The organism is Empedobacter sp. UBA7620 (genome assembly GCF_002484185.1).
In the GTDB taxonomy this organism is placed as follows: domain Bacteria; phylum Bacteroidota; class Bacteroidia; order Flavobacteriales; family Weeksellaceae; genus Empedobacter; species Empedobacter falsenii_C.
The window spans coordinates 21,982-43,897 of the sequence record NZ_DLJI01000037.1 but is presented as its reverse complement, the minus strand read 5'-3'; the positions used below and the strand labels follow the sequence as shown (position 1 = coordinate 43,897).

The following is a 21,916-nucleotide window of genomic DNA, read 5'->3' as shown; positions in this document are numbered from 1 at the left end:
AATCCGAGAAAATCTCGGACTTTTTACTTTATATCAAAACTTAATTAAGCTTCTTTATTATCTTGAGGTTTATCCTCTTTTTTCTCTGCTGGTTTAGCAGGTTTTTCTGTTCTCTCTGGTTTTGGCAATAAAGCTTTACGAGATAATTTCATTTTCTTTTTATCATCGTAACCTAAGAATTTAACATCAATTTTATCACCGATGTTTACAGAATCCTCAACTTTTTCAAGACGTCTGTGCTCTAATTCAGAAATATGAACTAAACCTTCAACACCTTTAGCAATTTCTACAAACGCTCCAAATGGTTTGATAGATTTTACAACTGAATGATATGTTTCTCCAACTTCTGGAACGAAAGCAATTTGTTTGATTCTTTCTACAACGCGATCGATGTTTTCTTGAATCACACCATTGATTTCTACACGTCCTGTCGTATCTAACTCAGTAATTGCAATAACTGTTTCAGTTTCTTTTTGCATTTCTTGAATTACTTTTCCTCCAGGTCCGATTACTGCTCCAATGAATTCTTTAGGAATTTCGATTACAACAACTTTTGGTGCATTTGGTTTCAATTGTGGACGAGGCGCTGGTAAAGTTTCTAACAATTTACCTAAAATATGCTCACGACCTTCTTTTGCTTGCAACAAAGCTGTTTCCATGATTTCCATAGATAAACCTTGTACTTTAATATCCATTTGACAAGCTGTGATACCATCTGCAGTTCCTGTTACTTTAAAGTCCATATCTCCTAAGTGATCTTCGTCTCCTAAGATATCAGACAATACTGTAAATTTCCCTGATTTAGTATCTGTGATTAATCCCATTGCAATACCTGAAACTGGTTTTTTCATTTGTAAACCTGAATCCATAATTGCTAATGTTCCTGCACAAACTGTTGCCATAGAAGAAGAACCGTTAGATTCTAATACTTCAGAAACGATACGAACTGTATAAGGACAATCGTCTGGTAACATTTGCGCTAAAGCACGTTGTGCTAAGTTTCCGTGACCAACTTCACGACGAGAAGTTCCTCTTAATGGACGAGCTTCACCTGTTGAGAATGGTGGGAAATTATAGTGTAAAAAGAATTTTTCGTCGAAGTTTGTTACAACTCCATCAACCATATTAGCATCTTTAGAAGAACCTAAAGTTACTGTAGCTAATGCTTGAGTTTCTCCACGTGTGAAAATTGCAGAACCGTGAGTTGATGGTAAATAATCAACTTCTGTCCAAATTGGACGAATCGTTTTTGGATCACGACCATCTAAACGAATTCCTTCGTTTAAGATTAATTGACGTACAGCTTCTTTTTGTACATCGTGGAAGTAAATGTGAGCAAAAGGAGCTACACGAGCTAACTCTTCTTCATCTCCTTCGTATTGAGCTAAGAAATCTGCTTCAACTTGAGCAAATTTATCACCTCTTTCGTGTTTATCAGATGGATGTTTAGCGATATCATAAAATTTATCATATCCATAAGCCCACACTTTTTCGCGAATTTCTTCATCGTGTGTTTCGTGGCTATATTCACGTTTTGGTAAAGATTTACCTACTTTCGCTGCTAAACTTTCTTGTGCTTCAATTTGTTTTTTAATTTCAGCATGAGCAAATTCAATTGCGTCTAACATTTCACGCTCAGAAATTTCGCTCATCTCCCCTTCTACCATAACAACAGAATCTTTAGAAGCACCAACCATAATGTCGATATCAGCTTGATCTAATTGCTCTTTTGAAGGATTAATCATTAACTCACCATTCAAACGAATAACGCGAGCTTCTGAAATTAATGTGAAAGGAATATCTGTAATTGCAATGGCTGCTGATGCAGCTAAACCAGCTAAAGCTTCTGGCATTACATTTTTGTCGTAAGAAATAAGTGAGATCATGACCTGAACCTCAGCATGGAAGTCTTCTGGAAACATTGGACGTAAAACACGGTCTACAAGACGCATTGTTAATACTTCATCGTCTGATGGTTTTGCTTCTCTTCTGAAGAAATTCCCTGGGATGCGTCCTGCAGCGTAAAATTTTTCTCTATAATCTACTGTTAAAGGTAAAAAATCTACACCTGGATTTGCTTCTTTGTTTGCTACAACTGTAGCTAATAACATGGTGTCGCCCATGCGTACAACCACAGATCCGTCAGCTTGTTTTGCTAATTTCCCTGTTTCGATTGTAATTTCTCTTCCGTCTGAAAGAGTAATTTTTTCTGTGATCGCCTGTGGAATCATTCGTCTTCTTAGTATTTAATTCGTCTAAAGTTAAAGCCGTTTGCTTTAACCGCATTATATAAAGATATATATCTTATTTTAATTTATAACAAAAAAAAAGGCAATTTCTACGTAATTGCCCTTTTATATTGTGTTTAAAATTACTTACGTAATCCTAATTCAGCGATAATCGCACGGTATCTTGTGATATCTTTTTTCTTTAAGTAGTTTAATAACGCTTTACGCTTACCAACTAACATAACTAATGATCTTTCTGTGTTAAAATCTTTGTGATTTTTTTTCAAGTGACCAGTTAAGTGGTTAATTCTGTAAGTGAATAATGCGATTTGCCCTTCTGCAGATCCTGTATCTGTTGCAGATTTACCATGCTTTGCGAATAATTCGCTTTTTACTTCTGATGTTAAGTACATGCCAATATTATTTAATAATTATTATGTAATGAGGTGCAAATGTACAACTATTATATGAAATAATAAACTTTGTACAAAAATAAAAGTGACCGATTGGTTAATTCGATCACTTTTTAAAAATTTGGTTTAGTTTGATTTAGATAGATAATAGAAAGTGATATTTTAATTTTCTACTAAATCGAATAGGTTTGTTAGTTGTAAAAGACTTGCTTTCACGATTTTTGGTTGGTAGGTTAAAAAGTCGGCTTATTTCAATAATTAAATATAGGTTAGTTAATAATTATTAAAATAGGTTTAGGTAGGCAAGATTAATCTTCTATAATTCGTATTCTTTTATTTGTTATTATTTTAATCGGATAAACTACTTTTTCGTCCGCAGTTTGTATTGTCATACATATATTGTTAATAGCAATTATCACACCTTGTACATCATCTTCGATGATAATTCTTTGTCCAATTTCAAAATTTCTATTGGTATAAAAGGACAATAATAATCTGTAAATAACGTCTTTTGATCCTAATCCAAACGCGATGGCTAATGTCAAGAACACCGACCCTAAGATTAAGGATAAATTATTCGTAATTAAATCTGTATTAACTCCAGCTTGATTTAATGAAGTAACAATTGTAAATATCAAAATGATATAAAAAATGATATTGCTAATAATATTTGCTCCGTTTAAATCAATTGATTTTATTAAACTTCTCAAAAAAGTTTTGATATAGTTAGCTAAATAAAACCCTCCAGCAAATATCAATACTGCACTAAAAAATTGTGGAAGATAATCTACAATTCTTCCTATTTGGTTAGAAACAACTGTTAAACCAAAAATATCTGAGCCAATAATAATAATCAATAAGATGATAAACAATCTTACAAATTGTAATATAATCTTAGATGGATCGACTTCTATTGACGAATTTTTTAATGCTTCATTATTATTTAATGCTTTTTTTAATTTATCTATTTTAGATAATTTCAATATGTACTTGGTCAATATCAGAATCAACTTTAGTAAGATATACGACAGGATAATGAATATGATACCTCCTACAACTTTAGGAAAAACAAGTACCATTTCTTGATATAAGCTTTCTAACAAGCTAAAATTTAAACCTATATTCATATTATCTATTTATAGTTAACCTTCTTTATCTTTTTTGTTCGGTTTGTTAGTTGATTTTTTTCCGATTCCGAAGAAATTTCCAATTGTACTTGGATATTTTACTGAAACCAAATCGGCTACTTCCAACGATAATTTTATTAAAGCAACATCATCCATAACTTTTTGCTTTATTGTTTCTGGAAGCTTTTCATTGGCTAGCATAGTCTTAAAAGGATTTTCCATTTTACAAAGCGTTATAAATTTTTAGTAAACGATTTTTTGCTCGATTCAATCTCATCTTAGTTGCACTTTCACCAATCTCTAAAGTTTCTGAAATTTCTTTGATTGAAAATTCATCTTGATATTTCATTAGTAATATAGATTTCTCTTCTACATCCAACTCCTTTAGGGACTGCGTTAGTTTTTCGATTTTTAATTCAAAAATTTCTTTGTCATCAATAATTTCGTCATTATAGTTATCAACCAAATCATCCGTCACCGAATAATTTTTTCTTTCTTCTTTTATCTTTCGTTGCACATGATTGACACAAAAATTATATGTAAAAGAATATAACCAAGTAGAGAATTTAGATTTTGATTGATATGTTTTCAGTTTTACAAACAACTTTACAAATATATCGTGCGTCATATCTTGTGCCTCAGCTTGATCTTCTACAAAGCTCAAACATTTATTATATACCGTATGTGCATACCTATCATACAATATCCCGAACAAATGTTGATTTTTTGTCTCGACAATCTTATACACCAAAATGTCATCTGCAATATTTTCTATAGAATCTTTTGACATTTCAACTGCTTACATTTAGTATGACACACCTATTCCTATTTGGTCACTCATTTTTTTAGTTTTTTTTAGAAAATTTTTAAAATAATCTTAACTTAAACGAATATCTATTTAAAATACAATAATATATAAAAAAAACCGACAAATAAAAATTTATCAGTTTTTTATGAATAATAATTAATTACGAATTATTTCTCCAAAACATCTAAGACATCCTGAAAACCTCCTCCATTAAAAATTTCGTCTACACCTTGTGCTTGTAAATATTGTGCAGCTTGACCTGAACGGTTACCACTTCTACAAAAAACTACTATAGGTCTTGACATTGCTTTAAACTCCTCTACTCTTGTAGGAACTTCTCCTAATGGAATATTGATCGCATTTGGAACAAATCCATCTGTATCCAATTCAAAAGGCTCACGAACATCTACTAATGTTACATTAGCATTGTTTATTGCTTCAACTGTTGTCATTTTAATAATTCTATTTCTATTTTTTATCCAATCAATAATTTTGCCAAGCATCTTACCAAATTCTAATACGGTCTTTTGGTGCTTTGTACAATTTATCCCCTGGTTTTGTTTTAAACGCATCGTGGAACGCATCAATATTAACGATTGGTCCAAAAGAACGGTAATATCCAGGCGAATGTGGATCTGTTTTCACTTGATTTACTAAAGCTTCGTCAGTCGCTTTTGTTCTCCAAATAGTTGCCCAAGATAAGAAGAAACGTTGTTGCGGAGTATATCCATCTATATTTCCGTAAGTTCCTTTATCTTTCAAATACATTTGTAATGCATCAAAAGCAACAGAAGCTCCTCCTAAATCTCCAATATTTTCTCCTGATGTAAATGTACCATTAACATGTGTTCCTGCTACTGGTTCATAACTATCATATTGCGTTGCCAAAGCTTTTGTAGCTTTTGCAAATTTCTCTTCGTCTTGTGGTGTCCACCAGTTTACTAAGTTACCATCACCGTCAAATTTAGCTCCCGAATCATCGAATCCGTGAGAAATTTCATGACCAATAACTGCTCCAATTCCACCAAAGTTTACAGCTGCATCCGCTCTATAATCATAGAAAGGCGGTTGTAAAATTGCTGCTGGGAAAACAATTTCGTTATTAGTTGGATTAAAATATGCATTTACAGTTTGTGGCGACATTCCCCAACGAGTTTTGTCAACTGGTTTTCCAAAATCTTTCAAGTTTTCTGCTTGACGCCATTTGCTAATTGCCATTACATCTTCAATTAAGTTTCCTCCATCTGCCAAAGATTTTACTTGTAATCCAGAATAATCTTTCCATTTATCAGGATAACCAATTTTTACAGTAAACTTGTTTAATTTTTCTAACGCTTTCGTTTTAGTTGCGTCAGACATCCAATCTAATTCTTTGATGTGTTTGTCAAAAGATTTGAATAAATAACTGATTAACTCTTCAGCTTTTGCTTTTGCCTCTGGCGGAAAATTATCTTTCACATAAATTTGTCCTAATAATTCTCCTGTTGCTCCATTTACAAATGCTAAACCTCTTTTTTCTAATGGACGTTGCTCTTTTTGACCAGATAAAGTTTTTCCGTAAAATTCGAAATTAATTTTATCTAAATCGGATGTTGAATAACTTGCATAAGAATTGATTAATTTAAAACGTAAATAATCCTTAATCAAAGGTAAATTCTCTTGATTTAAGATTTTATCTAAATTTTTATAATAATCTAATTCACCGATAATTACCGTTTCTGGATTAATTCCTAAAGCTTTTACATAACGCTCAATATCAACATTTTTCGTTAAATTCTTAACTTCTGATAATTTTACAGGATTGTATGATTTATTTGGATCACGATCTTCTTCAACAGTTTTGATGTATTTCGCCATCATTTTTTCGAAAGCCACAATTTTTGGACCTTTCAAATCACGTGTTTTAGAACCTGTATAAGGCATCAATTGATCGATAAACTTGTTCAAATTAGCTAAAGTTTCAGTATTTTTAGCATCTTCTTTTTGGTAATAAGTTTTACCTAAAGTCAAGTCAATATCTCCTAAATAAACAGCATTTTGTTTACTATTTTTAAGGTCAGTATAAACATAAGCACCATAAAAAGGATTCTCTCCGATAGCAGCTACATCGATTAAATAATCTTGTAAACCTTTCATATCTTTGATTGCATCAATCTGCTTAAAATATTTTTGTAATGGTGCCAAAGCCGTTTTGTTACGTGCATCAATATTCATATACGCATCATACAAATCCGCAATTTTTTGCTCACTTGTTCCTTTAGCGTGTTTCGTTTTAATAAGATCTTTCACTAATTGCAAAGTGACCTTATCCGTATTTTCTCTTAACTCATCAAAACTTCCCCATCTTGCTCTATCAGAAGGAATTTCTGTAATTTTCATCCAGTTACCATTTACATAATTATATAAATCATCTTGAGGACGAACAGACTTATCCATATAATTTGGATTAAAAGCCTGATATGATTCTTGCGCAATTGCCAAAACAGAAGTACATGCAAATGCAGCAACAAATAGTTGTTTTTTCATATTTCTACTAAGTATTTTTGATATGATATGTCGAAATTAATACGACGTTTGTTACAAATTTACTAAATAAAGTATTAATTATTCATTCAATTTTCAACACTTTTTGATGATAAAATAGAACAATTTGAAGATTTTAAATCAAAAACATCCTATTCTGCAAATTTATTTTTCAAAAGAAAGCTTATAAAACAGAATAATATTCTATAAACAACTTCGTGAATATACTTTTTTAACATTAATAAGTCGAATTATATATTAATATCTAAATATTATTTTGTTATATCCAAATTCAATAGAAAATTTTTAAATTTGACACCAAACAAAAGTAACTTTTTAAAATGGAAACCGATACGATTTTGATCACCGGCGCTTTAGGACAAATTGGTTCTGAATTGGCTGAGAAATTAAAAACCATTCATGGAAAAAATAATGTAATTATTTCTGATATACGTGATCCTAAAGATGTTGATTACGATGGGATTTACGAAGTAATTGACGTAATGGATGCTGATCGAATAAAAGAAGTCATTGCAAAACACAATATTAAAACTGTTTATCATTTAGCGGCTCTACTTTCTGGTACAGCTGAAAAAAATCCAATGTTTGGTTGGAAATTAAACATGGACACTTTACTTACTTTCCTTGAATTAGCGAAAGATAAAGTAATCAATAAAATCTTTTGGCCTTCTTCTATTGGCGTTTTTGGTCCAGATACACCAAAAGACAATACACCACAAAATACAATTCAGACTCCTTCTACGGTTTATGGTATTTCTAAATTATCAGGAGAATATTGGTGCAAATGGTACCAACAAAATCATAATGTAGACGTTCGTTCTGTTCGTTTTCCTGGTCTTATTTCTTGGAAAACTCCTGCTGGAGGTGGAACTACAGATTATGCTGTTGACATTTATTACAAAGCAATCGAGGATGGAAAATATACTTCTTTCTTGAAAGAAGGAACTTATTTACCTATGTTGTATATGGATGACGCTATTAATGCAATTGTTGAATTAATGTCTGCTGATCCAAAACAATTAGGTGAATTTAAATCTTATAATTTAGGAGGTTTAAGTTTTGCTCCAGAAGATTTAGCAGCAGAAATCAAAAAACATATTCCAAATTTCACAATCGATTATGCGCCAGATTTCCGTCAAGCTATTGCTGATTCTTGGCCTTCTTCTATCGATGATTCTGTTGCAAAAGCAGATTGGGGATTCGAACCAAAATTCGATATCGATAAAATGACGACAACAATGTTAGATAATTTGAAAATAAAATTAGGTAAAGCCTAATTTTTTCTTACAATACAATATTTTAGGAATGCTCTTTGATAATTTTTTGGTTAAAAACCACAAAATATGTCAGGAGCATTTTCTAATTTAAAAAATATCATCCATCTACTAAAATCAGTTGATTTAGAGCAATTAAATAAAATTTCTCAAAAAGTAGATTTACCTCTTTTAATGGAAAACTTTTCGAAACTCGATGATAAACAACTTCAAGGAATGATGAAAATGTTAAATCCAAATAAAAAACACAAAGAACTTCCTCCAATTGATGGGGATTTCTACGATGTTTTCCACACTTTAACTCCAGAACAACGCGAATTACAGTTAAAAGTAAGAGCTTTTATGGAAAAAGAAGTTAAACCAATCGTTAATGATTATTGGCTTCGTGATCAATTTCCTTTCGAATTAATTCCAAAATTTAAAGAACTCAACATTTGTGGCGTCACTTACGACGGTTATGGTTGTCCAAATTTACCTTTTATTATGGAAGGTGTTTTGGCTATGGAAATGGCTCGTGTAGATGCCTCGATTGCCACTTTTTTTGGCGTACAATCTGGCTTATCAATGGGATCAATTTATATGTGCGGATCGGAAGAACAAAAAGCAAAATGGTTACCACAAATGCAAAAATTTGATAAAATCGGAGCATTTGGACTAACTGAACCCGAAGTTGGTTCTGGTGCAGCAGGAGGTTTAACCACAACATGTAAAAAAACAGAAGAAGGTTGGATTTTAAATGGTCAAAAGAAATGGATTGGTAATGCGACTTTTGCAGATTTAGTCATTATTTGGGCAAGAGATTTGGATGATGGAGAAGTAAAAGGTTTTATTGTAGAGAAAGATAATCCTGGTTTTTCTGTAGAAAAAATCAAAGGAAAAATGGCTTTACGAATTGTTCAGAATGGCTTGATTACTCTGAAAGATTGTTTAATTACTGAAGAAAATCGTTTACAAAAAGCTAATTCATTTAAAGATACAGCAAAAGTATTGCGAATGACAAGAGCTGGAGTTGCTTGGATGGCAACTGGCTGCGCGCGCGGAGCATATGAAAGCGCTTTGGATTACACACGAAATCGAAAACAATTTGGAAAACCAATTGCTTCTTTTCAAATGATACAAGGACATTTGGTCGAAATGTTATCTAATTTAACAGCAATGCAAACTTTAGTTTTTCGCTTATCTGAAATGCAAGATGAAGGAATTTTACTAGACGAACACGCATCTTTAGCAAAAGTTTTTTGTACAATGAGAACACGAGATGTTGTTTCACGAGCACGAGAAGTAATGGGTGGAAATGGAATATTATTAGAGCATGACGTCGCTCGCTTTGTTGCCGACTCCGAAGCTATTTACAGCTACGAAGGCACAAAAGAAATCAATTCACTTATTGTAGGGCGTTCTATCACAGGATTTAGTGCATTTGTTTAAAATTAAAAAAGCTGAGCAACCTACTCAGCTTTTTTGTTGTTTTATATTTTGACAAAACCTATATCTTAGGCTCTTGTTGACTTAAACAATGGAAAGATCCTAATCCCCAAATAATATCTGTAGAATCAATTCCTACAACTTTACGATCTGGAAAACATTTCTGAATTATATCCAAAGCAATCGCATCTTTTACACAACGATAGGTTGGAACAATGACAGATTTATTCGCGATATAAAAATTTGCATAAGAAGCAGGTAGACGCTCACCTTCGCAATAAACCGCATCCGGCATTGGCAATTCGATAATGTTTAATGGACGTCCATCTTCCAATTTCATTTCTTGCAATTGGCGAAGATTCACTTGCAACAATTCGTAGTTATCATCCGATTCATCTGTTTCAACAACCGTCAAAACTGTATCTTCATTTACAAAACGAATTGTATCATCAATGTGTCCATCCGTATCATCACCAACAATTCCGTCTTCTACCCATAGAATTTGCGAAACTCCGTAATAATTTCTTAAAAATTCTTCGATTTGTTCTTGCGAATAATCTGGATTACGATTTTCATTCAATAAACAAGATTTTGATGTCATCAACATATCTTTTCCATTGAATTCGACTGAACCTCCTTCCATAATAATTCCAGGATGAAAAACAGGAAGATTAAATTCTGCACCAATTCTTGTTGGCACAATATCATCATTTTCGAAAGGTGGATATTTTCCTCCCCATGCATTGAAACCCCAATCGACAATAACTTTTGGGTTATAAAGATTGTTTTTATTTAACAAAAATGCAGGACCATGATCGCGACACCATGCATCGTTTGTTTCGTTGAAATAAAACTCAACTTGTGACAAATCAGCATTCGTTTTTTCGATAAAAGATAAAGCAAATGCTTTCATTTCTTCATCTTTTACATTAATGCGAACTTTTTCACCTTTTGATAATTCAGCAATAAATTCAGCATAAGCTGGATAAATTAAATGAATACGATCTGGCCAAGATTCTTCTTTGTGTGGCCAAGACAACCAAGTTGCTTCGTGTTCTTCCCATTCGGCAGGAAATCTATATCCTAAATCTTTTGGGAATTTTGATGTATCTATAGTATTCAATTTTATTTCTTTTCTAAAAGTTTAAACGTATTTTCGATATGTCCAGTAGCTTTCCAATTGTCATGTCCTGGAATAACTTGTTTAATCGTTGGATGTTTTGCAACTAATTTGTGTACTGTTTTTGGCCATTCAGCAACATTAGCTTCGCCTGTATAACCTAAATTTACAGCATCAGCACCTTTTATCAAACAACCCCCGTTCAACACTTTATATTTCGGAAACCAAACCACAACATTATCAGAAGTATGTCCTTCTCCAAAATATTCAACAACAAATTTTTCGTTACCAAATTTGTATGTTTTCCCTAATTCAATCTCAAATTTAGAAGTTGCTTTTCCTTCCTTTTTTAATTTAGAATTGGTTAGAGAAGTTGCATAAGTAGGAATATTCAAATCATTATAAAAACTCAAATCTCCTGCTCTATCATCATGCGAATGTGTTGCAAAGACAGCGATAACTGGCAAATTATACTTTTCTTGCAACATATCATTTAACTCTTGATACTGCGATTTCTGCCAAGGAACATCAAACAAAACAATTCCTTTATTCGTTACCAAATACATTCCATTTGCATTATACTCAACACCATTAAACGAATTAAATGTTTGATAAACAAATAGATTATTATTAATCGAATCAATTTGAATTGGTTTTATTTGACCAAATGCAAAACTTCCTATCAATGCAATAAGTGAAAATATTTTTTTCATTAATCTTCGTCTATAAAACGTTTTGTAATTGGTTGATAAGAATCGATTCGGCGATCTCTTAAGAAAGGCCAGTGTTTACGGAAGAAATCAGATTCATTCAAATCCAATTCAACCACTTCTGTTTCCTCTTGATCATGCGTTGCCAAATACAACAATTTTCCTTGTGCATTTGTCGCAAAAGAACCTCCCCAGAATTTCATCGCTCCATCTTGCTCAAAACCAACACGATTTACAGAAATAACTGGAACTCCATTCGCAACCGCATGTGAACGCTGAATTGTTTGCCAAGCATTGTATTGATCTTGATTTGTTTCTTCGTCTTGCGTTGTATCCCAACCAATCGCAGTAGGATAAAATAAAATTTCCGCACCCATCAATGCTGTAATACGAGAGGCTTCTGGATACCATTGATCCCAACAAATTAATACCCCAATTTTTCCAAATTTAGTATCAAAAACTTTGTAACCTAAATCGCCTGGTGTAAAATAGAATTTTTCATAAAACGCAGGATCATCTGGGATATGCATTTTACGATATTTTCCTAAATATTGTCCATCAGCATCTAAAATAGCTGTTGTATTGTGGTATAAACCTTGCGCACGTTTCTCGAATAATGAAGCAATAATTACAACTCCTAATTCTTTTGCTACAACTGATAACGCATCTGTTGATGGTCCAGGAATTGATTCTGCTAAATCGAAATTGTCGTAATCTTCGACATCACAGAAATATAATGAGGTAAACAATTCTTGCAAACACACAATTTGAGCGCCTTTTGCAGCTGCTACTTTTATTTGTTCGATTGCTTTGTTTAAATTTTCTTGTTTGTTATTAGTACAAGTCATTTGTACCATTCCAACTTTAACTTTTGCCATTTTATAAATAGGTCTAAAAATAAAAATGAATAATAATTACAAAATTAAGAAATTTAGTATGACATAATCTATTAGAAATGATATTTAAGAATATTTTATGTTCAAATGAGATGAAATTTAAAATTCTATCAATCTATCTAACAATGCTATTTTGAGAACAGATTTAAGAAAATTTTAAAAAAAGTTTACCTAAATATTATAATTTTTAACAAGTCTTTATTAAATTGTAACTTCTAATTTTGTCGCGTAATAATTTAAAACATGAAAAAATTAATTGCCCTTTCTTGTCTTTTTAGCGGAATATTTATTTCAGCTCAAAGTCAAGAAAGTTACATTTTAGCAGAAAATTCTGCCTCTTCATCCACTTCTATCTCTACAAAAAAAGTAACTTATGACGACCATTTAATGGCAGCAGAATCATTCAACGTTCCAATCGTTAAGAGTTTTGATGATATTGAAGGTTTAGTTGCTACAAAAAAATTAGTTGCTATTCCTGAGGAAGGAAATGGGTACACAATTGAGAAATTAACACATAGTAAAGCTTTCTTAAACAACAGAGCTAAAACTGTTTTAGAACGAATTGCTTCAAAATTTTTGGACGAAAATAATGCTACAATTACTGTAACTTCACTTACTCGTTCAGAGGAAAGTCAAGCAAGTTTAAGACGAGTAAATAGCAATGCTGCAAAAGATGAAAGTTCTCATAACTATGGAGCTTCTTTTGATTTGTCTTATACAAAATTCAATAATAAATATTCGTATAGCAAAACTCATCGTGATAATTTAGAAGCAATTTTAAAACAATTACAAGATGATGGCAAAATTTACTATATCAAAGAATATAGACAACACTGTTTTCATGTAACGGTTCGTAATCCTGATCAATTTAAATCAACAACAATGTAATATATAAAAGTTCTTTTCTATTTTTGCAGAAGAGAATTGAATCATGAAACAATTTTTAACAACGTTTTTTATTTGCTCTTCTTTATTCGGTTACGCTCAATCGCGAGTTGTTATAGAACCTTCTAAAGAATATGTTCAGCATTTGAATGCCGCAAAATCTCATAAACTTGAGCTAATTGATGGTGATAAAAAGTTGAACAAGTACATTAATCAAGGTAAATTGGTTAAAATAAAACAGCGTGGTTATGGTTGGCGAGTTGGAGATTTAACACATAGTCATTCATATCTTATTCCAAAAGGTCGAGATATTTTGACAAGTATTGCAAGTGATTTTGTAAAAGCAACAGGTCAAAATTTTTTCGTTGTTACATCGATGACACGAACGCTACATGATCAAAATCGTTTGAGAGGAATTAATAAAAATGCATCTTCTAACGATAGTTCGCATAATTTTGGTGCTGCTTTTGATATTTCTTATGTTAGATTTAATCATAAAATTAGACCTGATTCTAAACTAGAAAAAGAATTAGAACAAGTGCTAAAAAATTATGTCAGAACAGGCAAAATTTACTACGTAAAAGAATCTAAAATTAGATGTTTTCATATTATCGTTCGGAATTATTAAATTCTGAACGATTTTTTTTTGTTTGTAAATAATAACTATACAATAACCCTATAAACACAAACAAACTACAAAAACCAAATAAGTTTGACATTCCAAATAAACTGATAACACCACCAATTAGAGGTCCTGTAATTCCCAATGAAATATCAATAAACAAGCCGTACGCAGCTAAGGCAGCTCCTTTACTATTGTCCGAAACCAACGCTACAGCTTCTACTCCCATTGCAGGGAAAACTAATGAAAAACCAATTCCTGTAATTCCAGCACCAATAAGAGCTATAAATGAATTTGGTGCGCTAAAAAGAATTAACAGACCTATCGTTTCGACTATCATGCAGATAATTCCTACTTTTAATCCTCCTAATGTATTAATTGAACTATTAAAAAATAATCGTCCTACGATAAATAATAAGCTGAAAACACTTAAACATAAAGCTGCATTTGACCAACTATAAAAGTCGTAGTAAAGTGTTATAAAATTGGAAATTCCTCCAAATCCAAGACCTGCCAATGCTAAACAAATTCCAAAAGGAGCAACTATTTTCAATACACTTATAAATGGTTGCGGAACTTTTGAAACTGCAGTTAATATATTTTCTTTATTTCTAGCTAAAAAATAACCTATAATCGCACAAACAATACTAAACAAACCAATAAAACCAAGTCCAAAATATTGATTTAAGATCACTCCCAATGGTGCGCCAATTGCCAATGCGCCATAACTTGCAACACCGTTATAAGAAATCGCTTTAGCTGTATGTTCTTGTCCAATTTTTAAAATTGCCCAGTTTATCGGACTTCCACCTACCATTCCTTCTGCTGCTCCAGTAACCAATCTCGCAAGTACAAGAATAGCTAATGACAGAAAATGATTGTTTCTTGTAAAGTAACAAAAGTATAATAAAACTCCAGCTAAAATAAACAAACTCATACTTAATAAAACGGCTGGTTTAGGACCTTTTGTATCTACAATTTTTCCCGCATAACCTCTCAAAATAAAAGTTGTCACATATTGCAAACTAATTACAATACCCGCTACAAGCTCAGTAAAACCTAATGTTTTTGTAATAAAAATAGGTAAAATAGCCAAAGGCAAGCCTATCAGTAAATAACCTATAAATGAAAAACTTACATAACCTATAATTTGCATGAAAATTTGTCGTGAATTCATGCTTAATTTCTCTTCCATAATATAATGCAATCGGTTGCAAATTTAGACTATTTAATAATGAAAGACAATTATTCATCCATTATTAACTTTGAAAATATGTTATTCTTATTTACTTAAATTTAATCTTTACTTATTGTTGTGTTAATCCAAAACCCGCATAAAATATAGAATTTTAGCATCTACAAAACAAGAGATTCACACAATGAAAAAAATCGTATTATCGCTGGTATTATTTGGAAGTTTTTATACTTCTGTCAACGCTCAACAACTTGCTAAAGGAATTATTTTTGAAGATAAAAATCAAAACAACAAATTCGATAAATCGGAAAAACGTTTATCGAATGTACAAGTTAGTAACGGAAAACAAGTTGTTTCGACAAATGATAAAGGAGAATATCAAATCGAGATTGATAACGAAACTATTTTGTTTGTCATTAAACCAACAAATTACAAAGTTCCGACAAACGAATTCAATCAGCCACAATTCTACTACATCAACAAACCTAATGGTTCTCCAAAATTAGAATATGCAGGTTCTACTCCTACTGGAAACACTCCAAAGAGTATTGATTTTGCTTTAATTCCTACAAAGGAAAACGAAAAATTTTCTGCTTTAATTTTTGGTGATCCTCAAGCTTATACAGAAGAAGAAATAGAATATTTCTCTAAAGGTGTAATTGATGATGTTAAAGGAATTAAAGGAATGGAATTCGGACTTTCTTTAGGAGATTTGGTTGGTGATGATTTGAATTTGCATCCATCTTATATAAAAGCTGTTTCAAAAGTTGGTTTGCCTTGGTACAATGTAATGGGAAATCACGATATGAATTATGATGCAAAAGAAGATCAATATTCGGATGAAACGTTCGAGAAAAATTTCGGACCAAATAATTATTCATATAATATCGGTAAAGCACATTTTATTGTTTTAGATGATATTTTATATCCTGATCCTCGCGATGGAAAAGGATACTGGGGAGGTTTCCGTCCTGATCAATTAGAATTTATTAAAAATGATTTAAAATTTGTTCCAAAAGATCATTTAATCGTTTTAGCATTTCATATCCCGTTGCGTGACACACGTCCAGAAGATAGAAATCAATTATTCGAATTGTTAAAGGATTACCCAAATACAATTTCAATGTCTGCTCATACACATTTCCAAGAACAGATTTTTTATGCAAATCAAGATGGTTGGCAACAACAAAAACCTCATCACGAGTACAATGTTGGAACAACTTCTGGTGATTGGTATTCGGGACCGAAAGATGCAAAAGGAGTTCCAGCTTCTACGATGCGCGATGGTACACCAAAAGGTTATGCTTTTTTACATGTAGATGGTAATCAATATAAATTTGATTATAAAGTTGCAAATTCACCAAAAGAAAAACAAATCGATCTGTACCACACAAAAAAAGTAAAAGAAGGTAAACGCAATCGTGCTTTTTTATATGCTAATTTCTTTATGGGACATGAATCAAATAAAGTGGAATATCGTGTAAATAATGGTGAATGGAAAGAGATGAATTGGGATCCAACAGTTGATTACAATTATATGGAAACCATAATGAAAATTGATAATGCAGAAATTACAAATATTGGTAACAGACCTTCTGCTCCAGAAATTTCGAAACATATTTGGTCTGTTCGTTTACCGAATAAGTTAAAAGCTGGAACTTATCCAATTGAAGTTCGCGCAACCGATTTGTACGGAAATACTTTTACAGAAAAATCTTCTTTCGAAGTTATCAAATAATCGTTTTATACACATCTTGATGAGCCACTTCAAACGAAGTGGCTTTTTTAAATAAAATATTCCACAATTTATTCATGTTAAATAAAAATCAATAAACCTTTACTCAAATGTAAAACTAATATCAAGACCTCTATTTTAGTAATGTTTACTTAAAAATCTCTTAACCATGAGTTAAACAACTTCATAAACAGAAGTTCTAGTTTTGTTAAAATTTTTAACACATAAACATTTCATTTTTACAGTCATGAAGCAATTAAAATTACCACTACTTCTACTAGGTGGATTTTTAAGTTTACACGCCAATGCTAAAACTTATACCAAAACAGATTATCATCAATCGATTTCTCAAGATCAAAATCCAATCAAAGGTCAAATCGTTGATCAAAACGGATTAGGAGTTGCAGATGTAGAAATCATCATCAAGGGAACATCTTTTAAAACATTTACAGACGGAGATGGTTTTTTCGAATTTGTTTCAGTAAATGTTGCTCATCCTACATTATTGGTAAATTCATCTCAACACAAATTTATTGAATACACACCGAAAGATATTTCTCAAGTAAAAATTACTTTACAAGAAGAATCTAACCAACTGAATGAGGTAATTGTAACTGCTTTGGGGATAAAGCGAGAGCAGAAAAAATTAGGATTTGCTCAACAAAATATAGGTTCGGAAGAACTTGCAACAGCAGAAGCGAATAACTGGTCTTCGGGATTGAAAGGAAAAGTAGCTGGTCTTAATATTATTTCTGGAGGAAATGGACCAATCAATTCTCAGCAAATTATTTTGCGTGGAGCAAATTCAATCGACCAATCAAAAAATTATGCTTTAATTGTCATCGATGGTGTTCCAATGAGCACAGAAATGACTTCTTCTGGAAACAATACTGCTTACATGGGCGATGATTCTCCTATCGATTTTGGTAATGGTATTTCTGATATCAATCAAGCTGACATCGAAAGTGTAACCGTTTTAAAAGGTCCTTCGGCAGCGGCACTTTATGGAAATAAAGCTGCAAATGGAGCTTTAATTATAACAACAAAATCAGGTAAAAAAGGTAAACAATTAGGTTTAGAATATAAATCAACTGTAGCTATTGATATCGTTAACAATTGGCCAGATTTTCAATATGAATATGGTCAAGGAACTGGAAAGAGTTTCGATAAAAATGGCAATCCTTATTACTCGTATCAAACCTCAGCAGATGGACCAAACACAGGAAGTACTTCTTCTGCATTCGGACCAAAATTTGACGGACAATCATTTTTTCAATATGATCCAACTTTAGAAAAACAAGGGGCTGAAAGGACTTTATGGCGTGCGTATAAAGATAATAGAAAAGGATTTTGGCAAACTGGTTTCACTTTCAGTAATGCAGTTACACTTTCTGGTGGAAATGACAAAGGAAGTATGAGAGCTTCTATTGGACATCAGAAAAATAGCTGGATTATGCCAAATACGGGCTACGAAAATTATACTGCAGCTATTAATGGAAACTATCAAGTAAGTGATCGTATCAAAGTTTCGACAGCTTTAAACTATACTCGAAAAACAAGTGATAATTTACCAGGAACTGGTTACAATAATGGATCTATTGCTTATTTTATGATCTTCCAAAATCCAAATGTAGATTTAAATTGGTACAAACCTATTTGGCAAAAAAATTACGATGGTGTAAAAATGATTCGTCCGTATAGTTCATACATGGACAATCCTTATGCTATTGCTTACGAAGCTGTTAATCCTATGAGTAGTAATCAAATTGTTGGAAATATTAGAGCGGATTTTAAATTAAGCAATAAATTGAGCTTAATGTTACGTCCTGCAATTAATACGTATACACAATTGCGCGAACAGAAACGTCCATTTGATATGAATCGTACACCAAAAGGTTATTATAAAAGACAAGATGTTTCTAAAACTGAAACAAATATCGATTTCTTATTAACTTATACTGATAAGTGGGGTGATTTCAGTTTTAATGCAAATGTTGGAGGAAATAGAAAAAATTACGAATACAGAAATTTAACCGCTTGGATAGATGGATTAGCATCTCCTGGAGTTTATAAACTTTCGAATAAATTAACTTCTTCTTTTGCAAGAACGTATGATTCTAATTTAAAAGAAAATTCATTATATGGAATGGCTTCATTTGGTTGGAAAGATATGATTTTCGTTGATATAACAGGACGTAACGACTGGAATTCTTCTGTAGCACTTAAATACAGTTCGTTCTTTTATCCTTCAATTTCTTCAAGTTTTATCTTATCAGATTTATTTAAAATAAAAGGACCTATTAATTACTTGAAATATCGTTTATCATTTGCAAAAGTAGGTAATGGAGGAACTCCTGGCTGGACAAATAAATATTATGATCAAAGCGATTTTACAGCATCTGCAGTAGTACCTGGAAGATTATTTAATCCTGATATTAAACCTGAATCTACAACATCATGGGAAACTGGTTTCGAGGCTTTATTATTCAAGAAAAGATTAAGCTTAGATTTTACAGTTTATCAACAAAGTACAAAAAATCAAATCTTCGAATTACCAAATGATATCACAACTGGCTATTCAAGAAGAGTGGTAAATGGAGGAGAAATTGAAAACCGAGGAATTGAAATAGCAGCTACGTATTCTCCAATTAAAAGTAAAGATTTTGAATGGAAAATGATTGGAACTTGGTCTAAAAATGAAAACAAAGTAAAATCTTTAGTAGAAGGAATAGAAGGTGATCAAATGATTCTTGGTCAATCTGGAACAGTTTATCAAATTGCTAAAGTTGGCGGTTCTTCTACAGCTCTATATGGTGAAAAATTTGTAAGAAACGAAGCTGGACAAATCATTTATGACGCAAAAACAGGTGTTCCAATTAGAAATGGATTAATAGAATATGTTGGAGACGCAACACCTAAATGGAGAGCAGGTTTCACAAATGAAATCAAATTCAAAACATTGCGTTTCAGTTTTACATTAGACGGACAATATGGTGGAATTGTCTATTCACAAACTTATCACAAAATGATGGAGCAAGGAAAATTGGCAGATTCTTTACCTGGTCGAGAAGATGGTTACATCATTGGAAATGGTGTTGTATTGAATGCTGACGGAACTTATTCTCCAAATACAACAAAAGCTGATGTGGCAACTTATTATGCTGAATATAATCGTCGTGCAAATGTAGAATCTAATTCATTCGAAGCTTCATATTTAAAATTAAGAGATGTGAGTTTAACATTTGATTTTCCTAAAAGATTATTATCAAAAACAGGTTTACAAGCATTGTCATTAACAGTTTACGGACGCGATTTATTCACGATTAGTGATTTTCCTTTATACGATCCAGAAACAGCATCATTAAATGGAAATACTTATGTACCTGGAGTTGAAATGGGACAAATGCCGTCAACAGCAACGTATGGAGTAACCTTAAAAGCTTCATTATAATTTACAACATTCAATTTATTAAAATGAAAAAGATTTCAATTCAACTATTTTTTGCCTTCACTATAATTTCAACTGTTTTCTCTTGTACAAACGATTTTGAGAAAGCAAATGAAGATCCAAACTTAATCACAGAAATTAATTCAGGTTCTGTTTTAAATCCTGTTCTTTATGATTTGGCTGAAAATAATGTTTTAAAAAACTACGATATTACAGCTCAATTGATGCAAGTTCATATTCCTTATCCAAGCAATGCAATGGGACTTCATCGTTATGATGTAACAACAGGAACGGGAAATTCGACTTGGAATAATGCCTACACAAATCTTGTTAATTTGGAGGAAATGCTAAAAGTTTCGCAAAAAGCTGGAGATGTCAATTATCAAGCAATTGCATTAACGCTTCGTTCTTTAGTTATTTCTAATTTAACCGATATGTTTGGCGATGTTCCTTTTTCTCAAGCAGCCAAAGCAGAAGAAGGAATTACAAAACCAAAATTTGATACACAACAAGATATTTATAAGCAATTATTAAATGATTTAGAGAAAGCAAATCAATTATATGTAACTAATTTAGGTCTAAAATATGGTACCGATATTTTATTCCCAAGTAGTGAAAAAAACATCAATATAACACGTTGGAAAAAATTCACAAATTCTCTTAAAATGAGATTATTATTAAGAATTTCGAATCGTGATGCATCTGCCTTAACAGAACTTAAAAAAATAATTGATAATCCGACAACTTATCCTATTTTCGAAAGTGAATCAGAATCTGCTATTTTACAAATTTCTGGTTTAGCACCAAGTTTATCTCCTTGGCCAAGAGCACAAGATTATAGAGATAGCCGAACATTCACAACATTTTTTATTGATAAAATGAATGAAACTAATGATCCTCGTTTACCAATTTTAGTCAATAAAGCTTCTAATTTGGATGGTTCTTCATTAGGTTACAAAGGAGTTCCTGCAGCTTACGAAGGAAATAGTTCTGATTACAAATTCAATCCGTCATCTCCTAACAATGCAATTGTTATCGCTCCGATGAAAATTCCATTAATGACTTATGCTGAAGTTGAGTTTATAAAAGCTGAAATGGCTCAAAAAGGTTTAGGTGGTGATGCAAAAACTCATTATGATAAAGCTGTAAAAGCTGCTGTACAATTATGGGCGAATATCGAGCCTACTGCTGAATTTATGGCACAAGAAAAAATTAAATACAACAATACATTAGAACGTATCATCGATCAAAAATATTTTGCTTTATTCTTTACAGATTACCAACAATGGTTTGAATATAAAAGAACTGGTTTTCCAAAATTACCGACAACTTCTACCATGTTGAATGATAAAAAAATGCCTCGTCGTATGCTTTATCCAACAAGTGTTAGAAATTATAACCCAGAAGGCTATCAGAACGCACTTCAACAAATGGGACCAGATAACATCAATACGCGTGTTTGGTGGGATGTAAATTAATTGCATAC

The 21,916-nt window shown here is 32.0% G+C and carries 18 protein-coding genes; 7 read left to right on the top strand and 11 right to left on the bottom strand.

Features of this window, described 5'->3' with window-relative positions:
• Window positions 1-44: 44 nt before the first annotated feature.
• The 7 genes from B2217_RS09270 to B2217_RS09240 form a co-directional block, all read right to left on the bottom strand.
• Entirely contained in the window at window positions 45-2,231 is a 2,187-nt protein-coding gene (locus tag B2217_RS09270) for a polyribonucleotide nucleotidyltransferase (protein WP_180906338.1), read from the bottom strand.
• A gap of 140 nt (window positions 2,232-2,371) precedes the next feature.
• Window positions 2,372-2,641 (bottom strand): 30S ribosomal protein S15, encoded by a 270-nt coding sequence (rpsO, locus tag B2217_RS09265; RefSeq protein ID WP_038333654.1) that lies wholly within the window; start codon window positions 2,639-2,641, stop codon window positions 2,372-2,374.
• 308 nt (window positions 2,642-2,949) lie between these two features.
• A complete protein-coding gene (locus B2217_RS09260; protein ID WP_291122410.1) occupies window positions 2,950-3,768 on the bottom strand; it encodes a mechanosensitive ion channel family protein in 819 nt (272 codons plus the stop codon).
• Between the two features lie 15 nt (window positions 3,769-3,783).
• On the bottom strand, window positions 3,784-3,990 hold the full coding sequence (locus B2217_RS09255; RefSeq protein ID WP_280050085.1) for a hypothetical protein: 207 nt from the start codon (window positions 3,988-3,990) through the stop codon (window positions 3,784-3,786).
• A 1-nt stretch (window position 3,991) separates the two neighbouring features.
• On the bottom strand, window positions 3,992-4,558 hold the full coding sequence (locus tag B2217_RS09250; RefSeq protein WP_038333651.1) for an RNA polymerase sigma factor: 567 nt from the start codon (window positions 4,556-4,558) through the stop codon (window positions 3,992-3,994).
• A 185-nt stretch (window positions 4,559-4,743) separates the two neighbouring features.
• Complete coding sequence (locus tag B2217_RS09245; RefSeq protein ID WP_236688192.1) at window positions 4,744-5,079, bottom strand: rhodanese-like domain-containing protein; 336 nt, start codon at window positions 5,077-5,079, stop codon at window positions 4,744-4,746.
• A gap of 1 nt (window position 5,080) precedes the next feature.
• Window positions 5,081-7,102: a M13 family metallopeptidase gene (locus B2217_RS09240; protein WP_291122409.1), complete on the bottom strand. Its 2,022-nt coding sequence runs from the start codon at window positions 7,100-7,102 to the stop codon at window positions 5,081-5,083.
• A gap of 338 nt (window positions 7,103-7,440) precedes the next feature.
• On the opposite strand from B2217_RS09240, the gene B2217_RS09235 reads away from it, so the two are divergent.
• Entirely contained in the window at window positions 7,441-8,397 is a 957-nt protein-coding gene (locus B2217_RS09235; protein WP_291122406.1) for an NAD-dependent epimerase/dehydratase family protein, read from the top strand.
• Window positions 8,398-8,463: 66 nt separating this feature from the next.
• Window positions 8,464-9,822 (top strand): acyl-CoA dehydrogenase family protein, encoded by a 1,359-nt coding sequence (locus B2217_RS09230; RefSeq protein ID WP_291122404.1) that lies wholly within the window; start codon window positions 8,464-8,466, stop codon window positions 9,820-9,822.
• 58 nt (window positions 9,823-9,880) lie between these two features.
• On the opposite strand, the gene B2217_RS09225 is transcribed toward B2217_RS09230, so the two are convergent.
• Genes B2217_RS09225 through B2217_RS09215 form a run of 3 tightly spaced genes read right to left on the bottom strand, consistent with a single transcriptional unit; the run spans window position 9,881 to window position 12,527 of the window.
• Window positions 9,881-10,942, bottom strand: a complete 1,062-nt coding sequence (locus tag B2217_RS09225; RefSeq protein ID WP_180906333.1) for an agmatine deiminase family protein — start codon at window positions 10,940-10,942, stop codon at window positions 9,881-9,883.
• Window positions 10,943-10,944: 2 nt separating this feature from the next.
• Window positions 10,945-11,652, bottom strand: a complete 708-nt coding sequence (locus B2217_RS09220; protein WP_150823468.1) for a subclass B1 metallo-beta-lactamase EBR-3 — start codon at window positions 11,650-11,652, stop codon at window positions 10,945-10,947.
• Window positions 11,652-12,527 carry a carbon-nitrogen hydrolase gene (locus B2217_RS09215; protein WP_180906332.1) on the bottom strand — a complete coding sequence of 292 codons (876 nt, stop codon included), beginning with the start codon at window positions 12,525-12,527 and terminating at the stop codon, window positions 11,652-11,654. The genes B2217_RS09220 and B2217_RS09215 overlap by 1 nt, the downstream gene beginning before the upstream one ends.
• Before the next feature lie 261 nt (window positions 12,528-12,788).
• On the opposite strand from B2217_RS09215, the gene B2217_RS09210 reads away from it, so the two are divergent.
• On the top strand, window positions 12,789-13,433 hold the full coding sequence (locus B2217_RS09210) for a DUF5715 family protein (protein ID WP_180906331.1): 645 nt from the start codon (window positions 12,789-12,791) through the stop codon (window positions 13,431-13,433).
• 43 nt (window positions 13,434-13,476) lie between these two features.
• Entirely contained in the window at window positions 13,477-14,058 is a 582-nt protein-coding gene (locus B2217_RS09205; RefSeq protein ID WP_180906330.1) for a DUF5715 family protein, read from the top strand.
• Here the strand turns inward: B2217_RS09205 and B2217_RS09200 are convergent.
• On the bottom strand, window positions 14,039-15,229 hold the full coding sequence (locus tag B2217_RS09200; RefSeq protein WP_180906803.1) for an MFS transporter: 1,191 nt from the start codon (window positions 15,227-15,229) through the stop codon (window positions 14,039-14,041). The two genes, B2217_RS09205 and B2217_RS09200, sit on opposite strands and share 20 nt — an antisense overlap.
• Window positions 15,230-15,431: 202 nt before the next feature.
• On the opposite strand from B2217_RS09200, the gene B2217_RS09195 reads away from it, so the two are divergent.
• The 3 genes from B2217_RS09195 (at window position 15,432) to B2217_RS09185 (ending at window position 21,908) form a co-directional block, all read left to right on the top strand.
• Window positions 15,432-16,985 carry a calcineurin-like phosphoesterase C-terminal domain-containing protein gene (locus B2217_RS09195; protein ID WP_180906329.1) on the top strand — a complete coding sequence of 518 codons (1,554 nt, stop codon included), beginning with the start codon at window positions 15,432-15,434 and terminating at the stop codon, window positions 16,983-16,985.
• Window positions 16,986-17,229: 244 nt separating this feature from the next.
• On the top strand, window positions 17,230-20,433 hold the full coding sequence (locus B2217_RS09190) for a SusC/RagA family TonB-linked outer membrane protein (protein ID WP_291122400.1): 3,204 nt from the start codon (window positions 17,230-17,232) through the stop codon (window positions 20,431-20,433).
• Between the two features lie 23 nt (window positions 20,434-20,456).
• A complete protein-coding gene (locus B2217_RS09185) occupies window positions 20,457-21,908 on the top strand; it encodes a SusD/RagB family nutrient-binding outer membrane lipoprotein (protein WP_291122398.1) in 1,452 nt (483 codons plus the stop codon).
• The last annotated feature ends 8 nt before the right edge of the window (window positions 21,909-21,916 follow it).

Excerpts from the sequence above, each read along its gene's own strand:
- B2217_RS09270 (WP_180906338.1), bottom strand. The coding sequence starts at position 2,231 with ATGATTCCACAGGCGATCACAGAAAAAATTACTCTTTCAGACGGAAGA.
- rpsO (WP_038333654.1), bottom strand. The coding sequence starts at position 2,641 with ATGTACTTAACATCAGAAGTAAAAAGCGAATTATTCGCAAAGCATGGT.
- B2217_RS09260 (WP_291122410.1), bottom strand. The coding sequence starts at position 3,768 with ATGAATATAGGTTTAAATTTTAGCTTGTTAGAAAGCTTATATCAAGAA.
- B2217_RS09255 (WP_280050085.1), bottom strand. The coding sequence starts at position 3,990 with ATGGAAAATCCTTTTAAGACTATGCTAGCCAATGAAAAGCTTCCAGAA.
- B2217_RS09250 (WP_038333651.1), bottom strand. The coding sequence starts at position 4,558 with ATGTCAAAAGATTCTATAGAAAATATTGCAGATGACATTTTGGTGTAT.
- B2217_RS09245 (WP_236688192.1), bottom strand. The coding sequence starts at position 5,079 with ATGCTTGGCAAAATTATTGATTGGATAAAAAATAGAAATAGAATTATT.
- B2217_RS09240 (WP_291122409.1), bottom strand. The coding sequence starts at position 7,102 with ATGAAAAAACAACTATTTGTTGCTGCATTTGCATGTACTTCTGTTTTG.
- B2217_RS09235 (WP_291122406.1), top strand. The coding sequence starts at position 7,441 with ATGGAAACCGATACGATTTTGATCACCGGCGCTTTAGGACAAATTGGT.
- B2217_RS09230 (WP_291122404.1), top strand. The coding sequence starts at position 8,464 with ATGTCAGGAGCATTTTCTAATTTAAAAAATATCATCCATCTACTAAAA.
- B2217_RS09220 (WP_150823468.1), bottom strand. The coding sequence starts at position 11,652 with ATGAAAAAAATATTTTCACTTATTGCATTGATAGGAAGTTTTGCATTT.
- B2217_RS09215 (WP_180906332.1), bottom strand. The coding sequence starts at position 12,527 with ATGGCAAAAGTTAAAGTTGGAATGGTACAAATGACTTGTACTAATAAC.
- B2217_RS09210 (WP_180906331.1), top strand. The coding sequence starts at position 12,789 with ATGAAAAAATTAATTGCCCTTTCTTGTCTTTTTAGCGGAATATTTATT.
- B2217_RS09205 (WP_180906330.1), top strand. The coding sequence starts at position 13,477 with ATGAAACAATTTTTAACAACGTTTTTTATTTGCTCTTCTTTATTCGGT.
- B2217_RS09200 (WP_180906803.1), bottom strand. The coding sequence starts at position 15,229 with ATGAATTCACGACAAATTTTCATGCAAATTATAGGTTATGTAAGTTTT.
- B2217_RS09195 (WP_180906329.1), top strand. The coding sequence starts at position 15,432 with ATGAAAAAAATCGTATTATCGCTGGTATTATTTGGAAGTTTTTATACT.
- B2217_RS09190 (WP_291122400.1), top strand. The coding sequence starts at position 17,230 with ATGAAGCAATTAAAATTACCACTACTTCTACTAGGTGGATTTTTAAGT.
- B2217_RS09185 (WP_291122398.1), top strand. The coding sequence starts at position 20,457 with ATGAAAAAGATTTCAATTCAACTATTTTTTGCCTTCACTATAATTTCA.